Source organism: Flavobacterium sp. TS_SC_5 (assembly GCF_056156265.1).
Genome location: NZ_CM149588.1, coordinates 1,889,891 through 1,908,285, shown reverse-complemented (window position 1 = coordinate 1,908,285; position 18,395 = coordinate 1,889,891). Strand labels below are relative to the sequence as shown.

16 protein-coding genes and 1 pseudogene are annotated in these 18,395 nt (G+C 34.1%); 10 read left to right on the top strand and 7 right to left on the bottom strand.

Annotated elements, in window-relative coordinates:
• The first annotated feature begins 130 nt into the window (after positions 1 to 130).
• The 6 genes and pseudogenes from AC0J6S_RS08390 (at position 131) to AC0J6S_RS08365 (ending at position 8,799) form a co-directional block, all read left to right on the top strand.
• Entirely contained in the window at positions 131 to 3,307 is a 3,177-nt protein-coding gene (locus AC0J6S_RS08390) for a TonB-dependent receptor (protein ID WP_474956273.1), read from the top strand.
• 255 nt (positions 3,308 to 3,562) lie between these two features.
• Positions 3,563 to 4,393 carry an energy transducer TonB gene (locus AC0J6S_RS08385; protein ID WP_474956272.1) on the top strand — a complete coding sequence of 277 codons (831 nt, stop codon included), beginning with the start codon at positions 3,563 to 3,565 and terminating at the stop codon, positions 4,391 to 4,393.
• 282 nt (positions 4,394 to 4,675) lie between these two features.
• Positions 4,676 to 5,546 (top strand): annotated as a pseudogene (lipA, locus tag AC0J6S_RS08380) (lipoyl synthase).
• Between the two features lie 67 nt (positions 5,547 to 5,613).
• Positions 5,614 to 6,621, top strand: coding sequence for a type I glyceraldehyde-3-phosphate dehydrogenase (gap, locus tag AC0J6S_RS08375; protein WP_474956271.1), 1,008 nt, complete (start codon positions 5,614 to 5,616; stop codon positions 6,619 to 6,621).
• Between the two features lie 13 nt (positions 6,622 to 6,634).
• Positions 6,635 to 8,374 carry an ATP-binding protein gene (locus tag AC0J6S_RS08370; RefSeq protein ID WP_474956270.1) on the top strand — a complete coding sequence of 580 codons (1,740 nt, stop codon included), beginning with the start codon at positions 6,635 to 6,637 and terminating at the stop codon, positions 8,372 to 8,374.
• Between the two features lie 113 nt (positions 8,375 to 8,487).
• Complete coding sequence (locus tag AC0J6S_RS08365; RefSeq protein ID WP_474956269.1) at positions 8,488 to 8,799, top strand: response regulator; 312 nt, start codon at positions 8,488 to 8,490, stop codon at positions 8,797 to 8,799.
• A gap of 2 nt (positions 8,800 to 8,801) precedes the next feature.
• On the opposite strand, the gene AC0J6S_RS08360 is transcribed toward AC0J6S_RS08365, so the two are convergent.
• Both AC0J6S_RS08360 and lpxK read right to left on the bottom strand, forming a co-directional pair.
• The gene (locus AC0J6S_RS08360; protein WP_474956268.1) at positions 8,802 to 9,614 is read right to left on the bottom strand and encodes a purine-nucleoside phosphorylase; all 813 of its coding nucleotides are present in this window, start codon (positions 9,612 to 9,614) and stop codon (positions 8,802 to 8,804) included.
• On the bottom strand, positions 9,586 to 10,611 hold the full coding sequence (lpxK, locus tag AC0J6S_RS08355) for a tetraacyldisaccharide 4'-kinase (RefSeq protein WP_474956267.1): 1,026 nt from the start codon (positions 10,609 to 10,611) through the stop codon (positions 9,586 to 9,588). The genes AC0J6S_RS08360 and lpxK overlap by 29 nt, the downstream gene beginning before the upstream one ends.
• 189 nt (positions 10,612 to 10,800) lie before the next feature.
• Between lpxK and AC0J6S_RS08350 the strand changes: the two genes are divergently transcribed.
• The 4 genes from AC0J6S_RS08350 to rluF all read left to right on the top strand — a co-directional run bounded on the left by AC0J6S_RS08350 (position 10,801) and on the right by rluF (position 14,474).
• Entirely contained in the window at positions 10,801 to 11,859 is a 1,059-nt protein-coding gene (locus AC0J6S_RS08350) for a Nif3-like dinuclear metal center hexameric protein (RefSeq protein WP_474956345.1), read from the top strand.
• Between the two features lie 3 nt (positions 11,860 to 11,862).
• On the top strand, positions 11,863 to 12,642 hold the full coding sequence (locus AC0J6S_RS08345) for a zinc ribbon domain-containing protein (protein ID WP_474956266.1): 780 nt from the start codon (positions 11,863 to 11,865) through the stop codon (positions 12,640 to 12,642).
• A 39-nt stretch (positions 12,643 to 12,681) separates the two neighbouring features.
• Complete coding sequence (locus tag AC0J6S_RS08340) at positions 12,682 to 13,539, top strand: alpha/beta fold hydrolase (RefSeq protein WP_474956265.1); 858 nt, start codon at positions 12,682 to 12,684, stop codon at positions 13,537 to 13,539.
• Between the two features lie 122 nt (positions 13,540 to 13,661).
• Positions 13,662 to 14,474 (top strand): 23S rRNA pseudouridine(2604) synthase RluF, encoded by an 813-nt coding sequence (gene rluF, locus AC0J6S_RS08335; protein WP_417991307.1) that lies wholly within the window; start codon positions 13,662 to 13,664, stop codon positions 14,472 to 14,474.
• 41 nt (positions 14,475 to 14,515) lie between these two features.
• Here the strand turns inward: rluF and AC0J6S_RS08330 are convergent, their stop codons facing one another.
• The 5 genes from AC0J6S_RS08330 to AC0J6S_RS08310 all read right to left on the bottom strand — a co-directional run bounded on the left by AC0J6S_RS08330 (position 14,516) and on the right by AC0J6S_RS08310 (position 18,329).
• Positions 14,516 to 15,901 carry a DUF4153 domain-containing protein gene (locus AC0J6S_RS08330; protein ID WP_474956264.1) on the bottom strand — a complete coding sequence of 462 codons (1,386 nt, stop codon included), beginning with the start codon at positions 15,899 to 15,901 and terminating at the stop codon, positions 14,516 to 14,518.
• A gap of 54 nt (positions 15,902 to 15,955) precedes the next feature.
• Positions 15,956 to 16,249 carry a winged helix-turn-helix domain-containing protein gene (locus tag AC0J6S_RS08325; protein WP_474956263.1) on the bottom strand — a complete coding sequence of 98 codons (294 nt, stop codon included), beginning with the start codon at positions 16,247 to 16,249 and terminating at the stop codon, positions 15,956 to 15,958.
• 2 nt (positions 16,250 to 16,251) lie between these two features.
• Entirely contained in the window at positions 16,252 to 16,866 is a 615-nt protein-coding gene (locus tag AC0J6S_RS08320; RefSeq protein WP_474956262.1) for a hypothetical protein, read from the bottom strand.
• A gap of 135 nt (positions 16,867 to 17,001) precedes the next feature.
• Positions 17,002 to 17,133: a hypothetical protein gene (locus AC0J6S_RS08315; RefSeq protein WP_474956261.1), complete on the bottom strand. Its 132-nt coding sequence runs from the start codon at positions 17,131 to 17,133 to the stop codon at positions 17,002 to 17,004.
• A 314-nt stretch (positions 17,134 to 17,447) separates the two neighbouring features.
• Complete coding sequence (locus tag AC0J6S_RS08310) at positions 17,448 to 18,329, bottom strand: bifunctional 5,10-methylenetetrahydrofolate dehydrogenase/5,10-methenyltetrahydrofolate cyclohydrolase (RefSeq protein WP_474956260.1); 882 nt, start codon at positions 18,327 to 18,329, stop codon at positions 17,448 to 17,450.
• Between the last annotated feature and the right edge of the window lie 66 nt (positions 18,330 to 18,395).

Genomic DNA, 18,395 nt, shown 5'->3' with positions numbered 1-18,395 from the left:
AAGTCGTTTTAATACTCGGTTTTTAAGGTTTCATTAACACAAAAGTATTCTACAGTTATTGTTAAAATAACAGCCTTTTTTCGATTAGTCAATTCCTTTGTGAGCACTAAAAAACAAAAAAATAGTATTCATGAAACAACTCCAATTATTTTTATTAACGATGGTACTGACTGTTTTTGTTGGCACTACAAATTTTGCCCAAACAACTCAAGCCTCTATTTCAGGTATTGTTTTAGGCGATAATTCAGAGCCTCTTAAAGATGCAACAGTTCAAATCCGAAATGAATCAACAGGATTTAAAACCAATTCATTATCTAATTTCAAAGGTGTTTTTACCTTCAAAGAACTTCCTTTAGGCGGACCGTATACCATCAGCGTTAAAGCCTTAGGTTTTGGAGAACAACAGCGTTCCGGTTACACATTAAATCAAGGGGATTTAATAAATATCGAAATTCTGATGCAGGACGACATTCAAAACTTAGAAGTAGTTGAAGTTGTTGGACGAGGTTTGAAAAACAAAACCGGAAATTTAGGAGCAGCTACAGCTGTAACGGCACAACTAATCAACGCGTTACCGGTCAACGGAAGAAATTTTACCAGCTTAATGGATTTATCTCCTTTAACCAGAGGCGGAAATATTTCAGGACAACTAGCTTCCTCTACAAATTACACATTGGATGGAATGAATGCCAAAAACCCAACTTCAGCGGGGTCTACAACCAGTCGAAGCGGTGCACCGTACTCGATTTCCATTGAAGCCGTGAGAGAATTCAAGGTTGTTACCAACCAATATGACGTAAGTTACGGTCGAAGCGGTGGAGGAACAGTAAGTGCGGTGACTAAATCAGGAACAAATGAATTTACAGGAAGCATGTTTGCTTATAATCGTGCAGACTGGTTGTCAAGTCCGTACGATATTAGAGGAAACAGACGCCAAAATGATTTTTCTACGTCCCAATATGGTTTCACTCTTGGCGGACCAATCATTAAAGATAAATTACATTTTTTTATAGCTTGGGACCACCAACAAGATTCGCGTCCCTTGATCATCGCTGATGTTCAATCCCCGGAGGACGAATTGCGTTTCAATGTTACAAGAGCGACATTAGATAATTTTGTGACCATAGCCCGCAATAAATATGGTGTTTCAGACTCGCCACAATACGGAACATTTGATAAAAAAAGGAATTCGGATGCTGCTTTCGCTCGTATAGACTGGCAAATTAACAGTAATAATTTATTGACTGTCCGTAATAATTTTACTTACGACAACAATAAACTAGGACTACAAGATAATACGACCATCAATTTATATGAATCATTTGGTGATGATTTAAATATTGACAACAGTATTTTAGCTTCTTTGCGAACAAAAGTCAATTCAAAAGTTACAAATGAACTGAAAGTACAAAATTTATACACTTTTCAGGACAGTAATCCGGGCGATCAATTGCCTTCTTACAATATCCCACGTGCTATTGTAGAAAATGTGGCTTCAACTATTAATGGAGCAGTGAGAACTACAAACATCCAAATTGGTGGACATCGATTTGCGCAGGAAAAATTCACCAATAATGTTTTTCAAATTGTTGATAACATCTACTACAACACGGACAAAGTGAAATACACTTTTGGTTTTGATTTAATGCAAACCAATGCAAAATCATTATATGGCAGCGAGGTAAACGGTCGTTTTCATTTTAACAGTGTTGCAAATTTCAACAATCAAACACCCTATCGTTACTACAGAGAAGTACCTTTAGTAGCTGATCCTACTGTGATTTCAAACATTTTAAACGCTGGAATTTATGGTCAGTTGCAAACTAAAATTGGCGTGGGATTAGACCTGACTGTAGGTTTGCGATTTGATTATGCCAAGTATCCAACAGCCACCTTTAATCAATTAGTTTTTGATGAATTGGCTATTCGTACGGATAATAAACTTCAGTCAGCAATTCTTCAACCAAGAGTGCAATTGTCTTGGGATGTAAATGAGAACCACAAAGATTATATTCGCTTTGGAGCTGGAATTTTTGCTTCTGATTTAAATAATTATGCGGTCATCAACAACTTATATTTTGATGGAAATCACACTGCGACTGTTGATGTGAGATCTCCAAATGTTCCTTTGCCAAATTTCATAGATTATCGAAATAACTATGCTAGTATTCCAACTTTGGATGCGTTCCAATTACCTACTATTAATTTCACTGGAACAGATGCTAAAGTTCCGGTTGTCTATAAAGCAAATGCATCTTACTCGCATTTTTTCACTGATAAATTGAAAGCAGGGATTGCGGGTTATGCTACTTTAGGACGCAATAACTATGTTTATGTAGACCGCAATATGGTTGCGAATCCATTTTTTACTTTGGCAAATGAAGACAATCGTGGCGTTTACGTTCCAGCAAGTTCAATGCCTGCAAATGGTGCTGGAGACTGGATGCAAGGGCGTATCAGCAATAAATTAGGACGTGTTTTAGAATTAAACAGCGAAGGTAAAGTCAATCAATTTGCAATGGTGGTAGATGCTACGTATCGCTATTTTAAAGATGGTGAAATATCTGCCAGCTATACCTTGAATGATACCAAAGACAATACTTCATTTAACGGAAACGTAGCCAATACAGCAACTTTAGTTTTACCGGTAGAAGATGATCCAAGAGACTTGAGCAAAATGAGTTATTCTGATAATCATTTCCGTCACAAAGTAGTGTTTTACGGAACATTACCTACTTTTTATGGTTTCAATGTTGGTGTTCGTTATTCTGGTATTGGCGGTACACGCTACAGTTTATTATCAGGAGGAAATACAAATGCCGATTTTGTCACTTCATCCAATGATTTAGCGTATATATTTGATATTAATAATCCTGCAGTTCCCCAAAATATAAAAACAGGATTACAAACCATACTTGATAATCCGGCTGCCAGCCAAAGTTTGAAAGACTATATCACTAAATACTCTGGTAAAATTGCCGAGAGAAACGGCGGAATAAATGACTTTTATGGTCTTGTTGATGTCAGAATCAGCAAAAAGATTGCGCTAGACAAAAAACAATTCGTGGAATTTACAGCAGATGTATTTAATGTTGCCAATTTATTAAACAAAGAATGGGGTGTAAATAAATCGTTGGGAAGTCAGTCTTTATATGCTTTAGGAACACCCGCATCAGGAACAACAGCTGCAGTTCCAGGATTTGACAGCACCAGACAACAATTTAATTACAGAGTAAACAATGCAGGACTTCCTTCGCTTTCAGGAAATCCATTTCAAATACAAATTGGATTTAAATATGCTTTCTAAATCAAATTTATAAAACATTTACACAATTGCAAAGCGCATTCATTAACTTGAATGCGCTTTTTTTATTGATAATATCGCCTAAAATCAGCATAGCTAATAATTATTTACTCTTTTAGTTAAATAAATAAACATAAAATCAATTTAATAAAAAATAAACACTAAGTTTATATACTACAATTCCTATTTTATACGTTGTGAAATAAAAACATCTTTCGCTTATGATTTAATTGTACTTAACCTCTAAATCCATAAATTATGTCAAAACTAAGCATATACGAAACCGGCTGGATTAATCTTGTTTTTCAAGATAGAAACAAAGAATATGGAGCGTATCAGTTGCGCCAAGAAGCCACTAAAACTTCTTTAAGAGCACTGTTTATGGGAATACTTCTATTAGCCTCGATTTTTAGTCTACCAACATTAATTAGTCATTTTAGTCCGAACAATAGTGTTACAGCCATAATACCTGATTTTTCTAATACAGTAGTTCAATTATCGGATATTGTACCAAACCAAATTTTGGAAACCCAAAAACAAGTTTTGCCCGAAATCAAAAAACAAAATCCAGAAACAGCTGTTGAAAGTGCCCAACTTATTAACCCTATAATTACACAAGCGTCACAAGCTAATCAAGACATTGCTAAAAACACCGATAATACCAGTGTGACAAACACAATTACAGAGGGAACAGGAACCGTAGGAATTAATCCAACCTCTACATCGGGAGTTGGAACGGAGACTGCAATACCAATTGTGGATTCAGGAAATACTATTGTCAATAGCTTATCATTAGATAAACTACCTGAATTTCCTGGCGGAATTAATAAATTCTATAGTTATGTTGGTAACAATTTTGAAAAACAAGAAATAGATGGTAGCGGTTCGATTCGAGTGTATGTTTCTTTTGTAATTGAAAAAGACGGAAGCATGACAGATATTGAGGTAAAAAGAGATCCTGGTTATGGTTTGGGGAAAGAAGCTGTTCGCGTATTGAAATCCTTGAAAACAAAATGGTCGCCGGGAATGATTGCCGGAAAACCAGTGCGAACTGCGTATAACCTTCCCATTAATGTACAGATGAATTAAATATAGAAAAGCTTCAATTAATTTTGAAGCTTTTCTTTTTAATATCTTTTTATTTTTTTTCCATTTTATACTAAAACAACAAAAGGTCCTAATCTAGCCCTGATTGCAGTGATATCCCATGCATTTTTTTTGCATGGATATAATGGAAAGTAGGACGACTATTTACTAACAACAACAAAATATCGTGCTCCTAAAGCATCCGTTTCTCTTTATTCAAATAAACAGCTAAAGAAATCTACAAACAAACTACATTCATTATCTTTGTGCTTTGAAAATTGATATATGGAAACTGTTTTAGAAAATACTTTAGCTGTAGGAAAACCGAAATGGCTGAAGGTAAAACTCCCGATAGGCCGAAAAATACACTGAGCTGCGCGGCTTGGTTGACAAATATAGTTTGAACACGATTTGCACCTCAGGTAGTTGCCCCAATATGGGTGAATGCTGGGGCGAAGGAACAGCTACATTCATGATTTTAGGAAATGTATGTACGCGTTCTTGTGGTTTTTGCGGTGTAAAAACCGGAAGACCGGAAACCGTGGATTGGGATGAGCCGGAAAAAGTGGCACGTTCTATTAAAATAATGAACATCAAACATGCTGTAATCACTAGTGTTGACAGAGATGATTTGAAAGATGGCGGTTCTATTATTTGGATTGAAACCGTAAAAGCCATTCGCAGAATGAACCCAAACACGACACTGGAAACGTTGATTCCCGATTTCCAAGGAATTGAAAGAAACATTGACCGTATCGTAGAAGCAAATCCGGAAGTTGTTTCTCATAATGTGGAAACCGTTCGCAGATTGACACGGGAAGTACGAATTCAGGCAAAATACGACCGAAGCCTGGAAGTGTTGCGTTACTTAAAAGAAAAAGGAATCAATAGAACAAAGTCAGGAATTATGCTAGGTCTTGGTGAACAAGAGGAGGAAGTGTACCAAACAATGCGAGATTTGCGTGACGCAAATGTTGATATAGTTACGATAGGTCAATACTTACAACCAAGTAAAAAACATTTACCGGTAAAAGAATTCATAACACCGGAACAATTTGCGAAATACGAGCAATTTGGTTTAGAATTAGGCTTCCGTCATGTGGAAAGTGGGCCGCTAGTTCGCTCCTCTTACAAAGCACAAAAACATATTCTTTAAAAAAATATTTCAGGTTTAAAGTTTCAAGTTAAGCAACTTTAAACCTGAAACTTTAAACAAAAAAATATTGAAAACAAGAATTGCCATAAATGGTTTTGGAAGAATTGGCAGAAATTTGTTTCGATTACTTTTAAACCATCCCTCTATACAAGTAGTTGCCTTAAATGATATTGCCGACAAAAAAACAATGGCGCATTTAGTAAAATACGATAGTATTCACGGTGTTTTACCTTTTGCAGTTAGCGATGATGAGAAAGGAATTCTGGTAGATGGAAAACATTTTTTATTTTTTCATGAAAAAAGCATTTCAAATCTGGATTGGAAAAGTCTAGACATTGATTATGTGATAGAATCTACGGGGAAGTACAAAACTTTTGAAGAACTGAATTCCCATATTATTGCTGGGGCTAAAAAAGTGATTCTTTCCGCACCATCAGAAGTCGACACTATAAAAACGGTAGTACTTGGTGTAAATGATTTTATATTGGATGGCTCGGAAACTATTATTTCGAATGCTAGTTGCACGACAAATAATGCTGCACCGATGATTAAAGTAATCAATGAACTTTGCGGTATAGAACAAGCCTATATTACGACTATTCACTCCTACACCACAGACCAAAGTTTGCACGATCAACCGCATAAAGATTTGCGCAGAGCTCGCGGGGCAAGTCAATCTATTGTTCCTACAACAACAGGTGCAGCAAAAGCATTGACAAAAATATTTCCTCAGTTCGAAGGTAAAATTGGTGGTTGTGGTATACGAGTGCCCGTTCCTGATGGTTCTTTGACTGATATTACTTTCAATGTAAAACGTGCGGTGACCATTGATGAGATTAACGCAGCTTTCAAAATTGCCGCACAAACAAATTTAAAAGGAATTTTAGACTATACCGAAGATCCTATCGTTTCCGTCGATGTAATTGGCAATAAAAATTCATGTATATTTGATGCACAACTTACCTCAGTTATTGATAAAATGGTGAAAGTGGTGGGCTGGTACGATAATGAAATAGGATATTCCTCAAGAATTATTGATTTAATTCTATTGACCAATATGAAAAACAACCAATAAAAATCAGTTACAAATGAAATATTTTTTCGTTTATGTACTTTTTTTTACCGCACTCTTGTATTCTCAACCAAATGAGAAAACAGACAGTACTGCGTATTACAGCAGTTTGAGCAACTCTAATATCCAAAATAACAATTATAAGGACGCATTATTATATACCCAAAAAGCGATACTTTTCGCAGAAAAAAATAAAAATATTCAAGATCAGGCAGCTCAGCACTTAAACCTTGGAAAACTATATTACGATTTAAAAAAATATGATGATGCCATTAAATCATTACGAAAAAGTTCTGATTTATATACAGACTTAAACCCGAGTCACAATGAAGCGGGCACATACTACTATATGGGTTTATGTTACATGGCAAAACAAAATTTTGATAGAGCCGCAATGTCCTTCCATGAGGCCAAAACCATTCAAACTTTATTAAAATTTTCAGATACTGCTGAGTTACTTACCCTGCAAAGGGGAATGATTTATAAATCTAAAAATAAATTAGATTTAGCATTAGCGGTTTTTAAAACAATAATTGCAAAGCCTGACAACCCTAATTTATCAAATACTAAAGCGGAAGCTTTATTTCAAACAGGAAGTATTGAATCCCTAAAAAACAGGAATAATTTAGCTTTGAACTATCTTAACAAGGCATTAGACCTAAACAGTAAAGCCGATAATCTGGAACAAAAATCTAATATTTTACTTGCCTTAAGCAACGTTTACGAAAAAATGCTGGATAAAAATAATGCCTATTCCTACTTAAAACAACATCTCAATTTAAAAGAACGAATTGCAATTCTAAACGACAAGAGACTAGGCATTGATGATTACACAAAATTCAAAGAATCCGAACGCTTAAAGGAAATTATACAAACCGATAATCAACTCAAAGAGCAAGAAAAAGCAAGCAAGTTTTCAAAACTAATCAGTATTCTGGCCATTGCTTTAATTTCTATTTTATCGTTATTAAGCCTGTCTTTGTATAAAAATAATATTATCCGAAATCAGTCTAATTTATTGTTGAAAGAAAAAAATAAAGAGTTAGAAATCGCGAAAGACAAAGCAGAAAAAGCATCCAGAGCAAGATCCGAATTCCTTTCGACAGTTAGCCATGAACTCCGAACGCCACTGAATGCCATCAACGGAATTACTCATTTACTACTGGAAGAAAATCCTAAGAAAACCCAAATGGATTATTTGTCTTCGTTAAAATTTTCTGGAGATTATTTGACGAAATTTATCAATGAAATTTTAGAAATAAATAAAATTGAGTCCCATAACATCGAAATAGAATATACCAGTTTTAACGTAAAACAGCTTTTGACTGACATTCAAAATTCGTTGAAGGAACTGGCTTTTGTCAACAACAATAACTTTATACTTGAAATTGACCCTGCGATTCCTGATTACTTAATTGGAGATCCAACTAAACTCTCACAGATCATATTAAATTTAATCAATAATGCGCTAAAGTTTACTAAAAATGGTAATGTCAGTATCATTGCAAAACTAGAAAATTTAGACCATCCAACGGCGACATTATATTTTGAAGTAACAGATACTGGAATCGGAATACCAGAAGACAAATTAATAAGCGTTTTTGACAGTTTTTCTCAAGGATCCATTGAAGTCAATAGAAAATATGGCGGTACAGGTCTGGGATTAACGATTGTAAAAAAATTAACTCAAATTCTTGGCGGACAAATAGAGCTTTCAAGTATCGTGGCCAAGGCTCCACCTTCTCATTTGCATTAGCGTTTAAAATTAGTGAACAACTCCCAACGGCAGAACCAACGCCAAAAATAGACTACGATTCTAAGTTATTGAACAAAAAAATACTATTGGTGGAGGATAACAAAATCAATCAAATGATTACTAAGAAAATGCTTCTCAATAAACAAATAATTTGTGAGGTAATTGATAATGGTGAAGATGCAATTGATTTAGTAAGAAAAAACAAATTTGATCTCGTCCTTATGGACGTGCATTTACCCGGCATCAACGGAACTATTGCTACAAAAACGATTCGAAAATTTGATACTAGCACTCCGATAATTGCGCTTACCGCAATATCACTGCATGAAAATCGTGAGATGCTATTATCATTTGGCATGAACGATGTAATCACTAAACCGTTCATACCAGAAGAATTTTACACTACCATTGCTGAATATATTTAGATTCAATAATTCAGAATCAATTCCTTAATCAGGCTTCTCACTTTTGGCTCTGCTTCTTTAGCGGCTTCCAGAACTTCATCGTGAGAGATTGTTCCAATACTTTCTTCGTTACCCATATCGGTAATTACGGAAATACCAAATGTTTCCAAATCCATGTGACGCGCCACAATTACTTCTGGAACAGTTGACATCCCCACGCAATCAGCGCCCAGAATTTTTACCATTTTGTATTCAGCCAAAGTTTCAAAAGTTGGACCTTGTAAACCAAGATAAATTCCTTCATGAACCTCGATATTCAATTCTTTAGCTAATTCAGTTGCTTTCGCAATCATTTTTCTCGAATACGGTTCGCTCATATTTACAAAACGAGGTCCAAAACGTTCGTCATTTTTTCCACGCAAAGGATGTTCAGGAGTCATATTGATGTGATCTGAAATCATCACAATACAACCTACTTTGTAACTTGGATTTACACCACCTGATGCATTTGAAACTACAAGTTTTTTAACTCCTAAAAACTTCATCACTCTTACCGGAAAAGTTACCTCGGTCATCGAATAACCTTCATAAAAATGAAAACGTCCCTGCATGGCAACAACTTTCTTGTCTCCTATTGTTCCAAAAACCAATGCACCTTTGTGTCCTTGCACTGTTGACACCGGAAAATTTGGAATTTCATTGTACGGCAACGTATATTCTACTTTCATTTCGTCCGTAAAACTCCCTAATCCTGAACCTAAAATCACACCGTATTCTGGCGTAAAATCAATTTTTTCGGTAATGTAACTAACTGTTTCTTGTACTTGTTCCCACATATTTTAATATTGTTTTATTAAAATTATCACTTCCCGAAACGAAAGAACTTTGTATTGGTAAATAAAAAAGTTGTTCGCTTGGCAAACTTCCCTTTAAACGCACATAATCTTTTTCGGTTGTGATAATAATGTTGTTTTGAGCTAAATTTTTAATTTCTAAAATGTCTTTATCGGTAAAATTATGATGGTCTGGGAAAGACAAACAGACATCATTAGAGTTTTGCAAATAGAAAAAAAACGGTTCCGGTTTTGCAATTCCTGCTACCAATACTTTAGCAGCATGTTGAATTTCAGCAACCTTTATCTTTCGATTTTTTCCATATATACAATCATTATATGCTATAAAAGTAAAGTATAATTCTTGGCTTTTCGAAAGTTTTAATCTCTTTTTAATGTCTTCTTGTTCCTCAAATGAAAGATTAAAAGGACATTTGGTTACAATAATCACGTTCGCTCTATCTGCTCCGCTCCAGCTTTCACGTAAATTTCCGGTTGGCAAGACAAAATCATCCGAATACAAATCACCGTAGGATGTCAATAAAATATAAAAACCCGCTTTTACTTTTCTGTGTTGAAAAGCGTCATCAAGCAAGATAATTTCTGGTTTTTCTGTTTGCGAAAGCAATTGTTCTATCCCGTTTTTTCTATCGGCATCAACTGCAACTTGTATCGATGGGAATTTTTGAAAAAATTGAAAAGGTTCATCACCAATAGTTGCGGCATTTGAATTGGCTTCCGCCAAAATAAAACCTTTAGACTGTCTTTTATAACCTCTACTCAATGTGGCAATTTTATATTTATCCGAAAGCAACCGAATCAAATATTCGATTTGAGGAGTTTTCCCCGTTCCGCCAACACTAAGATTCCCGACAGCAATTACAGGCAAATTAAAAGAGTACGATTTTAAAATACCTTTATCGAAAAGAAAATTACGAATACTCGTTATCAGACCATATAAAATGGCAAACGGAAACAGTAATTTTCGTAGTAAATTCATTTTACGAAAGTAGAATAAATTATCTTTGGTTTAAAATTTTGTTTCTTCTGTTTAATGTTTAAAGTTGATTAAGACTAAACAGGAAACCTTAGACTTTAAACTAAAAAAAATGAAATCGAAGATTCACGAACACCTTAAAAATATAAAACTGTGAGTAAAATCAAGGAAATAATTTCCGTACTCGAAGAAATGGCTCCACTCGCCTATGCTGAAGATTTTGACAATATCGGATTGTTGGTTGGAAACCAAGACGAAGAAGCAACCGGAATATTAGTTTGTCATGATGCTTTAGAAAGTATAATTGACGAAGCGATTGCAAAAAACTGTAATATGGTGGTTTGTTTTCATCCGATATTATTTTCTGGTTTGAAAAAAATTACTGGAAAAAACTACGTGGAACGAGCCGTCATTAAAGCCATAAAAAATGATATTGCCATTTACGCCGTTCATACCGCACTAGACAATCATCAAGAAGGCGTAAATAAAATATTCAGTGACGCATTAGGATTAGTAAATACTAAAATCCTGATCCCGAAGCAAAACTTCATTCGGAAATTAGTAACATATACTATTCCTGAAAATGCAGAAGAAGTGCGAAATGCACTGTTTGACGCCGGGGCGGGAAATATTGGAAATTATGAAAACTGCAGTTTTAATTCGAAAGGAATTGGGACTTATATGGGAAATGAGCACAGCAATCCACAAGTTGGAGAACAATTTGAGTTTGTGCAAGGCGACGAAATAAAAATCGAAGTCACTTTTGAAAAACATTTGGAAAACAAAATCCTGAAAGCCTTATTCAAAAGCCACGCATACGAAGAAGTCGCATACGAGATTTATGAGTTGCAAAACCAACATCAAAATATTGGTTTGGGAATGATTGGCGAATTGAAAAATCCCATGAATGAAAAAGAGTTTTTGCTTTTTGCAAAAGAAAAAATGCAATGTGGCGGAATTCGACATTCAAACTTTATTGGAAAGGAAATTAAAAAAGTAGCTGTTCTTGGCGGAGCAGGAAGTTTTGCGATAAAAAATGCGATTCAGACGGGAGCTGATGCATATTTGACTGCCGATTTGAAATACCATCAGTTTTATGAAGCCGAAAACAAGTTACTTTTAGCCGATATTGGACATTTTGAGAGCGAACGCTATACAAAAAATTATATTGTAGAGTATCTTCGAAAAAAAATCCTTAATTTTGCAGTTATTTTATCAGAAGAAAATTCAAATCCAGTTAAGTACTTATAGAATATGGCGAATACGAAAGAATTAAGTGTTGAGGACAAGTTAAGAGCAATTTACGATTTACAACTTATTGACTCTAGAATTGACGAAATCAGAAACGTAAGAGGAGAACTTCCTTTAGAAGTTGAAGATTTAGAAGATGAAGTGGCTGGTTTAAGCACACGTTCAGAAAAATTGAAAGGAGAACTTGAAGTTATCGAGGATCTAATCAAATCAAAAAAGAATGCAATTGATGAGCATAAAGAGGCTATCAAAAAATATACTAAGCAACAAGAAACGGTTCGCAACAACAGAGAATTTAATTCGTTGACTAAAGAAATTGAATTTCAAGAATTAGAAATTCAATTGTCAGAAAAACAAATTAAAGAAATGAAAGCTTCTCTCGAACACAAGAAAGAAGTAATTTCAAGTTCTAAAGAAAGATTGGAAGCAAAATCAAATCATTTAAAGCACAAAAAATCAGAGTTAGATGCGATAATGGCTGAAACTGCAAAGGAAGAAGCATTCTTATCTGAGAAATCAGCAGAATTCCAAGCTTTAATTGAAGAAAGATTATTGAAAGCTTACACAAGAATCAGAACTAGTGTTCGTAATGGTTTAGCTGTAGTATCTATCGAAAGAGGAGCTTCTGCAGGATCATTCTTCACTATTCCACCACAGACACAAGTAGAAATTGCTTCCAGAAAGAAAATCATAACTGATGAACACTCCGGAAGAATATTAGTCGACAGTTCTCTAGCCGACGAAGAAAAAGAGAAAATGGAACAATTGTTTTCTAAATTCTAATTACATTTAAGTCCCGATACACATCGGGACTTTTTTTTTATGAAAAAAACAGTATTTTTTATATTCACTAAAGCTATTGGTTTATACATTAACATTTTGAGTTTTGTATTTCCAAAAAAAGCATCGCAACTAGCGTATGGTTTTTTTAGTGAACCCCGAGAAGGGAAATTATCTAAAAACAAACTCCCGGAAATTCTACAAGAAGCACAGCCGGAAATGTTCCAACTTGAACAAGATTCCTTTCATACGTATACTTGGAAAGGAAATGAGACCGTAATACTTTTGGTTCACGGCTGGGAAAGCAATGCCTCTCGCTGGGAAAATTTACTGCCATATCTAAAAAAATCCGGAAGCACCATTATTGCTATTGACGGTCCTGCTCACGGGTTATCCAGCGGAAAAGAATTCAATATTCCCCAATACGCTGAATTCATTCATATTACCGTTGAAAAATTCAAACCACAATATCTTATTGGCCATTCCATAGGCGGAAAAACATGTTTGTATTATCAATCCGTTTATCAAACTGATGCTGTAAAAAAAATGGTGATATTGGGAGCGCCAAGTGATTTCAAAATTATACTGAACAATTACATCACATTATTAAGTCTTAATAGTAAAATTTCAAAGTCTTTGGAGGCGCATTATCTCAATAATTTCAAATTGAGTTTGGAACAGTTTTCAGGTAAAATATTTGCATCAAAATTAAATATAAAAGGATTAATCGCCCATGACATTGACGACTCCGTAGTTTTATTTGAAGAAGGGAAAAAAATTGCAGCAGCTTGGAAAAATGTAATTTTCATTGAGACCAAAGGCCTAGGTCATAGCATGCACGACGATGAGCTGTATAAAAAAGTATCTCGTTTTTTATTTGAAGAAAAATGGACTTCTTAGATGATATGAACTTCTGTATTAAATCTAAGAAGACTAAATACAATCCATCAAACTTACCTTTCTAACAATCCAAAAATTTAAGAAGTCTAAAATCTAACAAACAAATTCATTACTTTTGCAGTATGGAAGAAAATTTAAAACGCCTCAATAAATTCATAGGAGAAACTGGTTATTGTTCCCGCCGCGAAGCTGATAAAATCATTGAAGAAGGTCGTGTGACCATCAATGGAGTCGTTCCAGAATTGGGCACAAAAGTTTCACCAAATGACGAAGTGCGTATTGACGGTAAATTAATCCGTGAGAAAAATGAAAAACCTGTTTATCTTGCTTTCTATAAACCTGTAGGAATCGAGTGTACCACAAACCTTGATGTTCGCAATAATATTGTAGATTATATTAATTATCCAAAACGAATTTTTCCAATCGGGCGATTGGACAAAGCCAGTGAAGGATTGATTTTTATGACCAATGACGGCGATATCGTCAACAAAATTTTACGCGCGCGGAACAATCACGAAAAAGAATATACGGTAACCGTAAACAAACCCATAACTGATCGTTTCATTGAAAGAATGGGAAATGGAGTTCCGATTTTAGACACAGTTACCCGAAAATGTAAGGTTGAACAAATCAGTAAATTCACTTTCAAAATTATCTTGACGCAAGGTTTAAACCGTCAAATCCGGAGGATGACCGAATATTTAGGGTATGATGTTACGGCGCTTAAACGCATCCGAATTATCAATATTTCGCTGGATATTCCTGTGGGACGTTACCGTGATTTGACAGATGCCGAAATCAAAGAATTAAACGAATTGATTGAACCTTCGAGCAAAACCGAAGAAGCTAGTTTACCCAAAACCGAAGCGCCAAAAAGAAGAACGGAATTTATCAAAAGAGATGATCCCAGATTTAAAGGACGAGGCGATTATTAAAAATATTAAAATCCCATTCGTTTCTGAATGGGATTTTGCTTTTATTTACTCGGTAAAAATTCATAATACAAAGCTTTTGATAAAAAGGACCTTGATTGCATTCGACTAATCTCCTTCTCTCTTGAAATTTCAAGGTATTGTCCATCTAGTTTATTTTGTAAAAAATAGTCTCTACGCACTTCATCATTGAAGTTTAATCCGGATAAAAAGGGAGGCTCTACTCCTTTGTTTACCGAAATATTATAATTGGTAATCAGATTTCCCCAATTTACAAAACTGCACAGTAAAATCGTTCCATAGAAATACCAAATCATTTGATTGAAAAGAAAAGCATTTGTTTTTTGCTTCGTGATTTTTATAAAAGAAATAACCAATCCGATTATGGCTAGAATCAAGAAAGCATAAACACCTAACCTTCTATAAGTCAATCCGAAAAAAGAAACATATTCTGAGTTTTTGATAATAGTGCTAAGGATTAAAATTGCATTTAGCAGAATCCAAATCTTAGCTAATTTTTTAAGGTTTTTGGCTTTTTCATCAAAATTAAACCCTCCCTTAAAATAGAATAAAATTACTCCAACAGCCATGATAATTGAAAAAATAACGGCAGTTACTCTTTCGTGTGTATCAGAACTTAAGTTAGATTTTTTGACAACCTCAAAAAACTGTTCGTAATTATAAGTCGCAATGAAAACCAAAAGAAGCACATTCAAAAGAAACAACGTAATCTCTCCACCTCTTCTTTCAAAATCAATATCCAGAAATGAAAATGAATTTTGATTTTGTGTTTTGGCGTCTTCCTTAAAATCATTGTCCAGTAAATCATTCTTTTCATAAAAAACCTCAGGAATCCAATAATTCCAAAAAGTGAACGAAATAAAAAATCCTAAAGCGGTCAGTACAAATACTTGCCACGCATCGATATCTAAATAATAATCCGTAAACAAAGAGGAAAAATGATCGCTCCCAAAAGAGTATACGATTAAAAAAAATCCAAGAAAAACAACTGGAATAACAAAATAAGCAATCACTTTTTTAGCAAAACCGCTATTGACTTTTCGCTTAGGAAGGTATTGACTGAATATCAATATGCGACCTAACGAAGCGATTCCGTTGATCAAAACCAAAGGAAGAGCCTGTAACAATTTAAGTTTTGGTTCCTGGGTTTTGAATTGTAAAAAGATAATCGACAAAGCCATAGCAAAAAATGATGAAAAATCTCCGTACCAAGCAAACGCAAAGCAAGACAGAACCGATGTAACAACTAAAATCAGATGTGCCCTACTGGTAATTTTCTCTTGGAAGAAATAACATATTAAGGCGGTTTGCAACATCCCGAAAATAGCCCAATTGAGACCCAAATCTTCCTTGTAAAAAAGCAGTGTAAAAACCAAACTGCTGACTAAAATAAAATGTATTTTTTTCATAATTAATAATTTAAAAGTACTTTGCATTTCAAAGTATAAAGTTAAAAAAAAGGGTTATTTCGATTTGATTAATTTTTCCAGACTATTTAAGTGTGAAATAAAAGCAGCTCGACCAATATTGGTTACTCGATACGAAGTTTTTGGTTTTTTACCTACAAACTCTTTTTTAATTTCAATATATCCCGATTTTTCTAACGCCGAAGAGTGACTTGCTAAATTACCATCAGTGATGTTCAATAAAGATTTCATTTCCGTAAAATCAATCCAATCGTTTACCATTAGAACAGACATAATGCCCAATCTAACCCGACTTTCGAAATCTTTATTTAATTTGTCAATGATTCCCATTTCTATTTGTATTTTTTGAACACAATTATTCCGTACAGGATGTGCAAAATTCCAAATCCAATTGCCCAAAAAATGAGTCCAAACCCAAGATAAAAAAGGGAAATACATCCTAAAACAATCTCACATGCACCCAAATACCTAATATCAGAAAAAGTATATTTCCCAGCATTAATCAGCGCTAAACCATAAAATAATAAAGTAACAGGAGCAATAAGTGCAAATAATTGATGGTATAAAAGTGCTACACAAAATACGCCTCCAACCATTAAAGGAATTGCTAGATTCAGTAACATTTTTTTAGTAGTACTCGTCCACACCGGTAAATCAAACTTTTTACTTTTTCTCAAAGTAAAAAATATACCCGATCCTAAAGCTAAAATCAAGATTCCGCAAGCAACGAAAACTAATTCGAATATTAAATCATTGCTATACATCTTTTGCTTTCCATCAAAATATTCAATACCATTGTTTTTAAATAATTTATATGCATAAATTGATCCCGCTAATGCGAATAAGCCCGCAAAAACTCCTGAAAGGCCACTTAACGAAATAAATCTGGAAGATCGCTCCATCATGGAACGAATATGCGATAAATCTTCTTGGAGTTTTTGACTCATAAATAAAGTACTTTGAATTACAAAGCTAATCATTATTTTTATAAATCAAAATAGAAACGCATTTAAATTTGATAAAAAATTAAAATCAAATGAAAATATCTTCTTTTAAAAGAAAAAGACTCGTTTTCTCAAAATCTATTTTGAGCCTGCTTCACAACCTCTTTGAATCTTACCAATAGTGGAATCCCAGTCGTAGATTGTTTGTATAATAAAAAGGGTAGCAAATCCTAAGAAAAATATTTTTCTGTCTCTGTTTGAAATTTTCATTTTTATGGTATTTAATCATTTGCTTAAATATATAAAATTAATTGAATCAAAAACCGAAAAAAGTAAGATTATTATTAATTAAAAATCAAAACCATCTTTTTCTTTTGAACAAAAACACATAAAAAGCGGATAACAAAACAGATACGGAAATAAAAATCTATATTCCATAGCGATTATCTTCTAAATCATTAGGAACGTTCAATCCATACAAACTGGCAATCAATGTTAGTATTAAAAGTATTTCATCCATTTACTAAAATAAAAAAAAGCCTTAAACGTCAGTCTAAGGCTTTCAATCAAAACTATTTTTCTCTTTATTTATTTCTTTTCATTTCTCTAGCCAAAAGCGTGTTTTTCAACAACATTGCAATGGTCATAGGTCCTACTCCACCTGGAACCGGAGTAATAAACGATGATTTTTTACTTACATTTTCAAAATCAACATCACCCGTGATTACGTATCCTTTTTCGTTATTCTCATCAGGTACACGAGTAATACCTACGTCAATAACCACAACTCCCTCTTTTACCATATTTGCTTTCAGGTAATTTGGGACACCAAGAGCTGTAATAATGATATCCGCCTGAATGGTAATTTCTTCAATATTTTTAGTGTAACTGTGCGTTAAAGTAACTGTTGAATTTCCAGGAAATCCTTTTCTTCCCATTAAAATACTCATTGGTCTTCCTACAATATGACTACGACCAATAACTACAGTATGTTTTCCTTTGGTTTCTACACCGTATCTTTCTAACAATTCTAAAATTCCGAAAGGTGTTGCAGGAATAAAAGTAGTCATGTCTAATGCCATTTTTCCAAAATTCTCAGGATGAAATCCATCGACATCTTTACTTGGATCAACTGCCATTAAAACTTTTTGTTCATCGATTTGTTCCGGAAGCGGCAATTGAACAATAAATCCATCAATAGCTTCATTCTCATTCAATTCCTTAATCTTCTTTAGCAATTCAACTTCAGTAGTTGTACTTGGCATTTTTACTAAAGTAGATTCAAAACCTACTCTTTCACAAGCTTTTACTTTACTACCTACATAAGTTAAACTTGCACCATCATTTCCAACAATTAGGGCTGCTAAATGAGGAACTTTCTCCCCATTGTCTTTCATTTTTTGTACTTCTACAGCAATTTCACTTTTAATATCCTCCGCTGTTTTTTTTCCGTCTAGTAGTTGCATTGTTATTGGGTTTAATATATTAAAGCCGAAAGTCTTAAAATCATTACAACTTTAAGACTTTCGGCT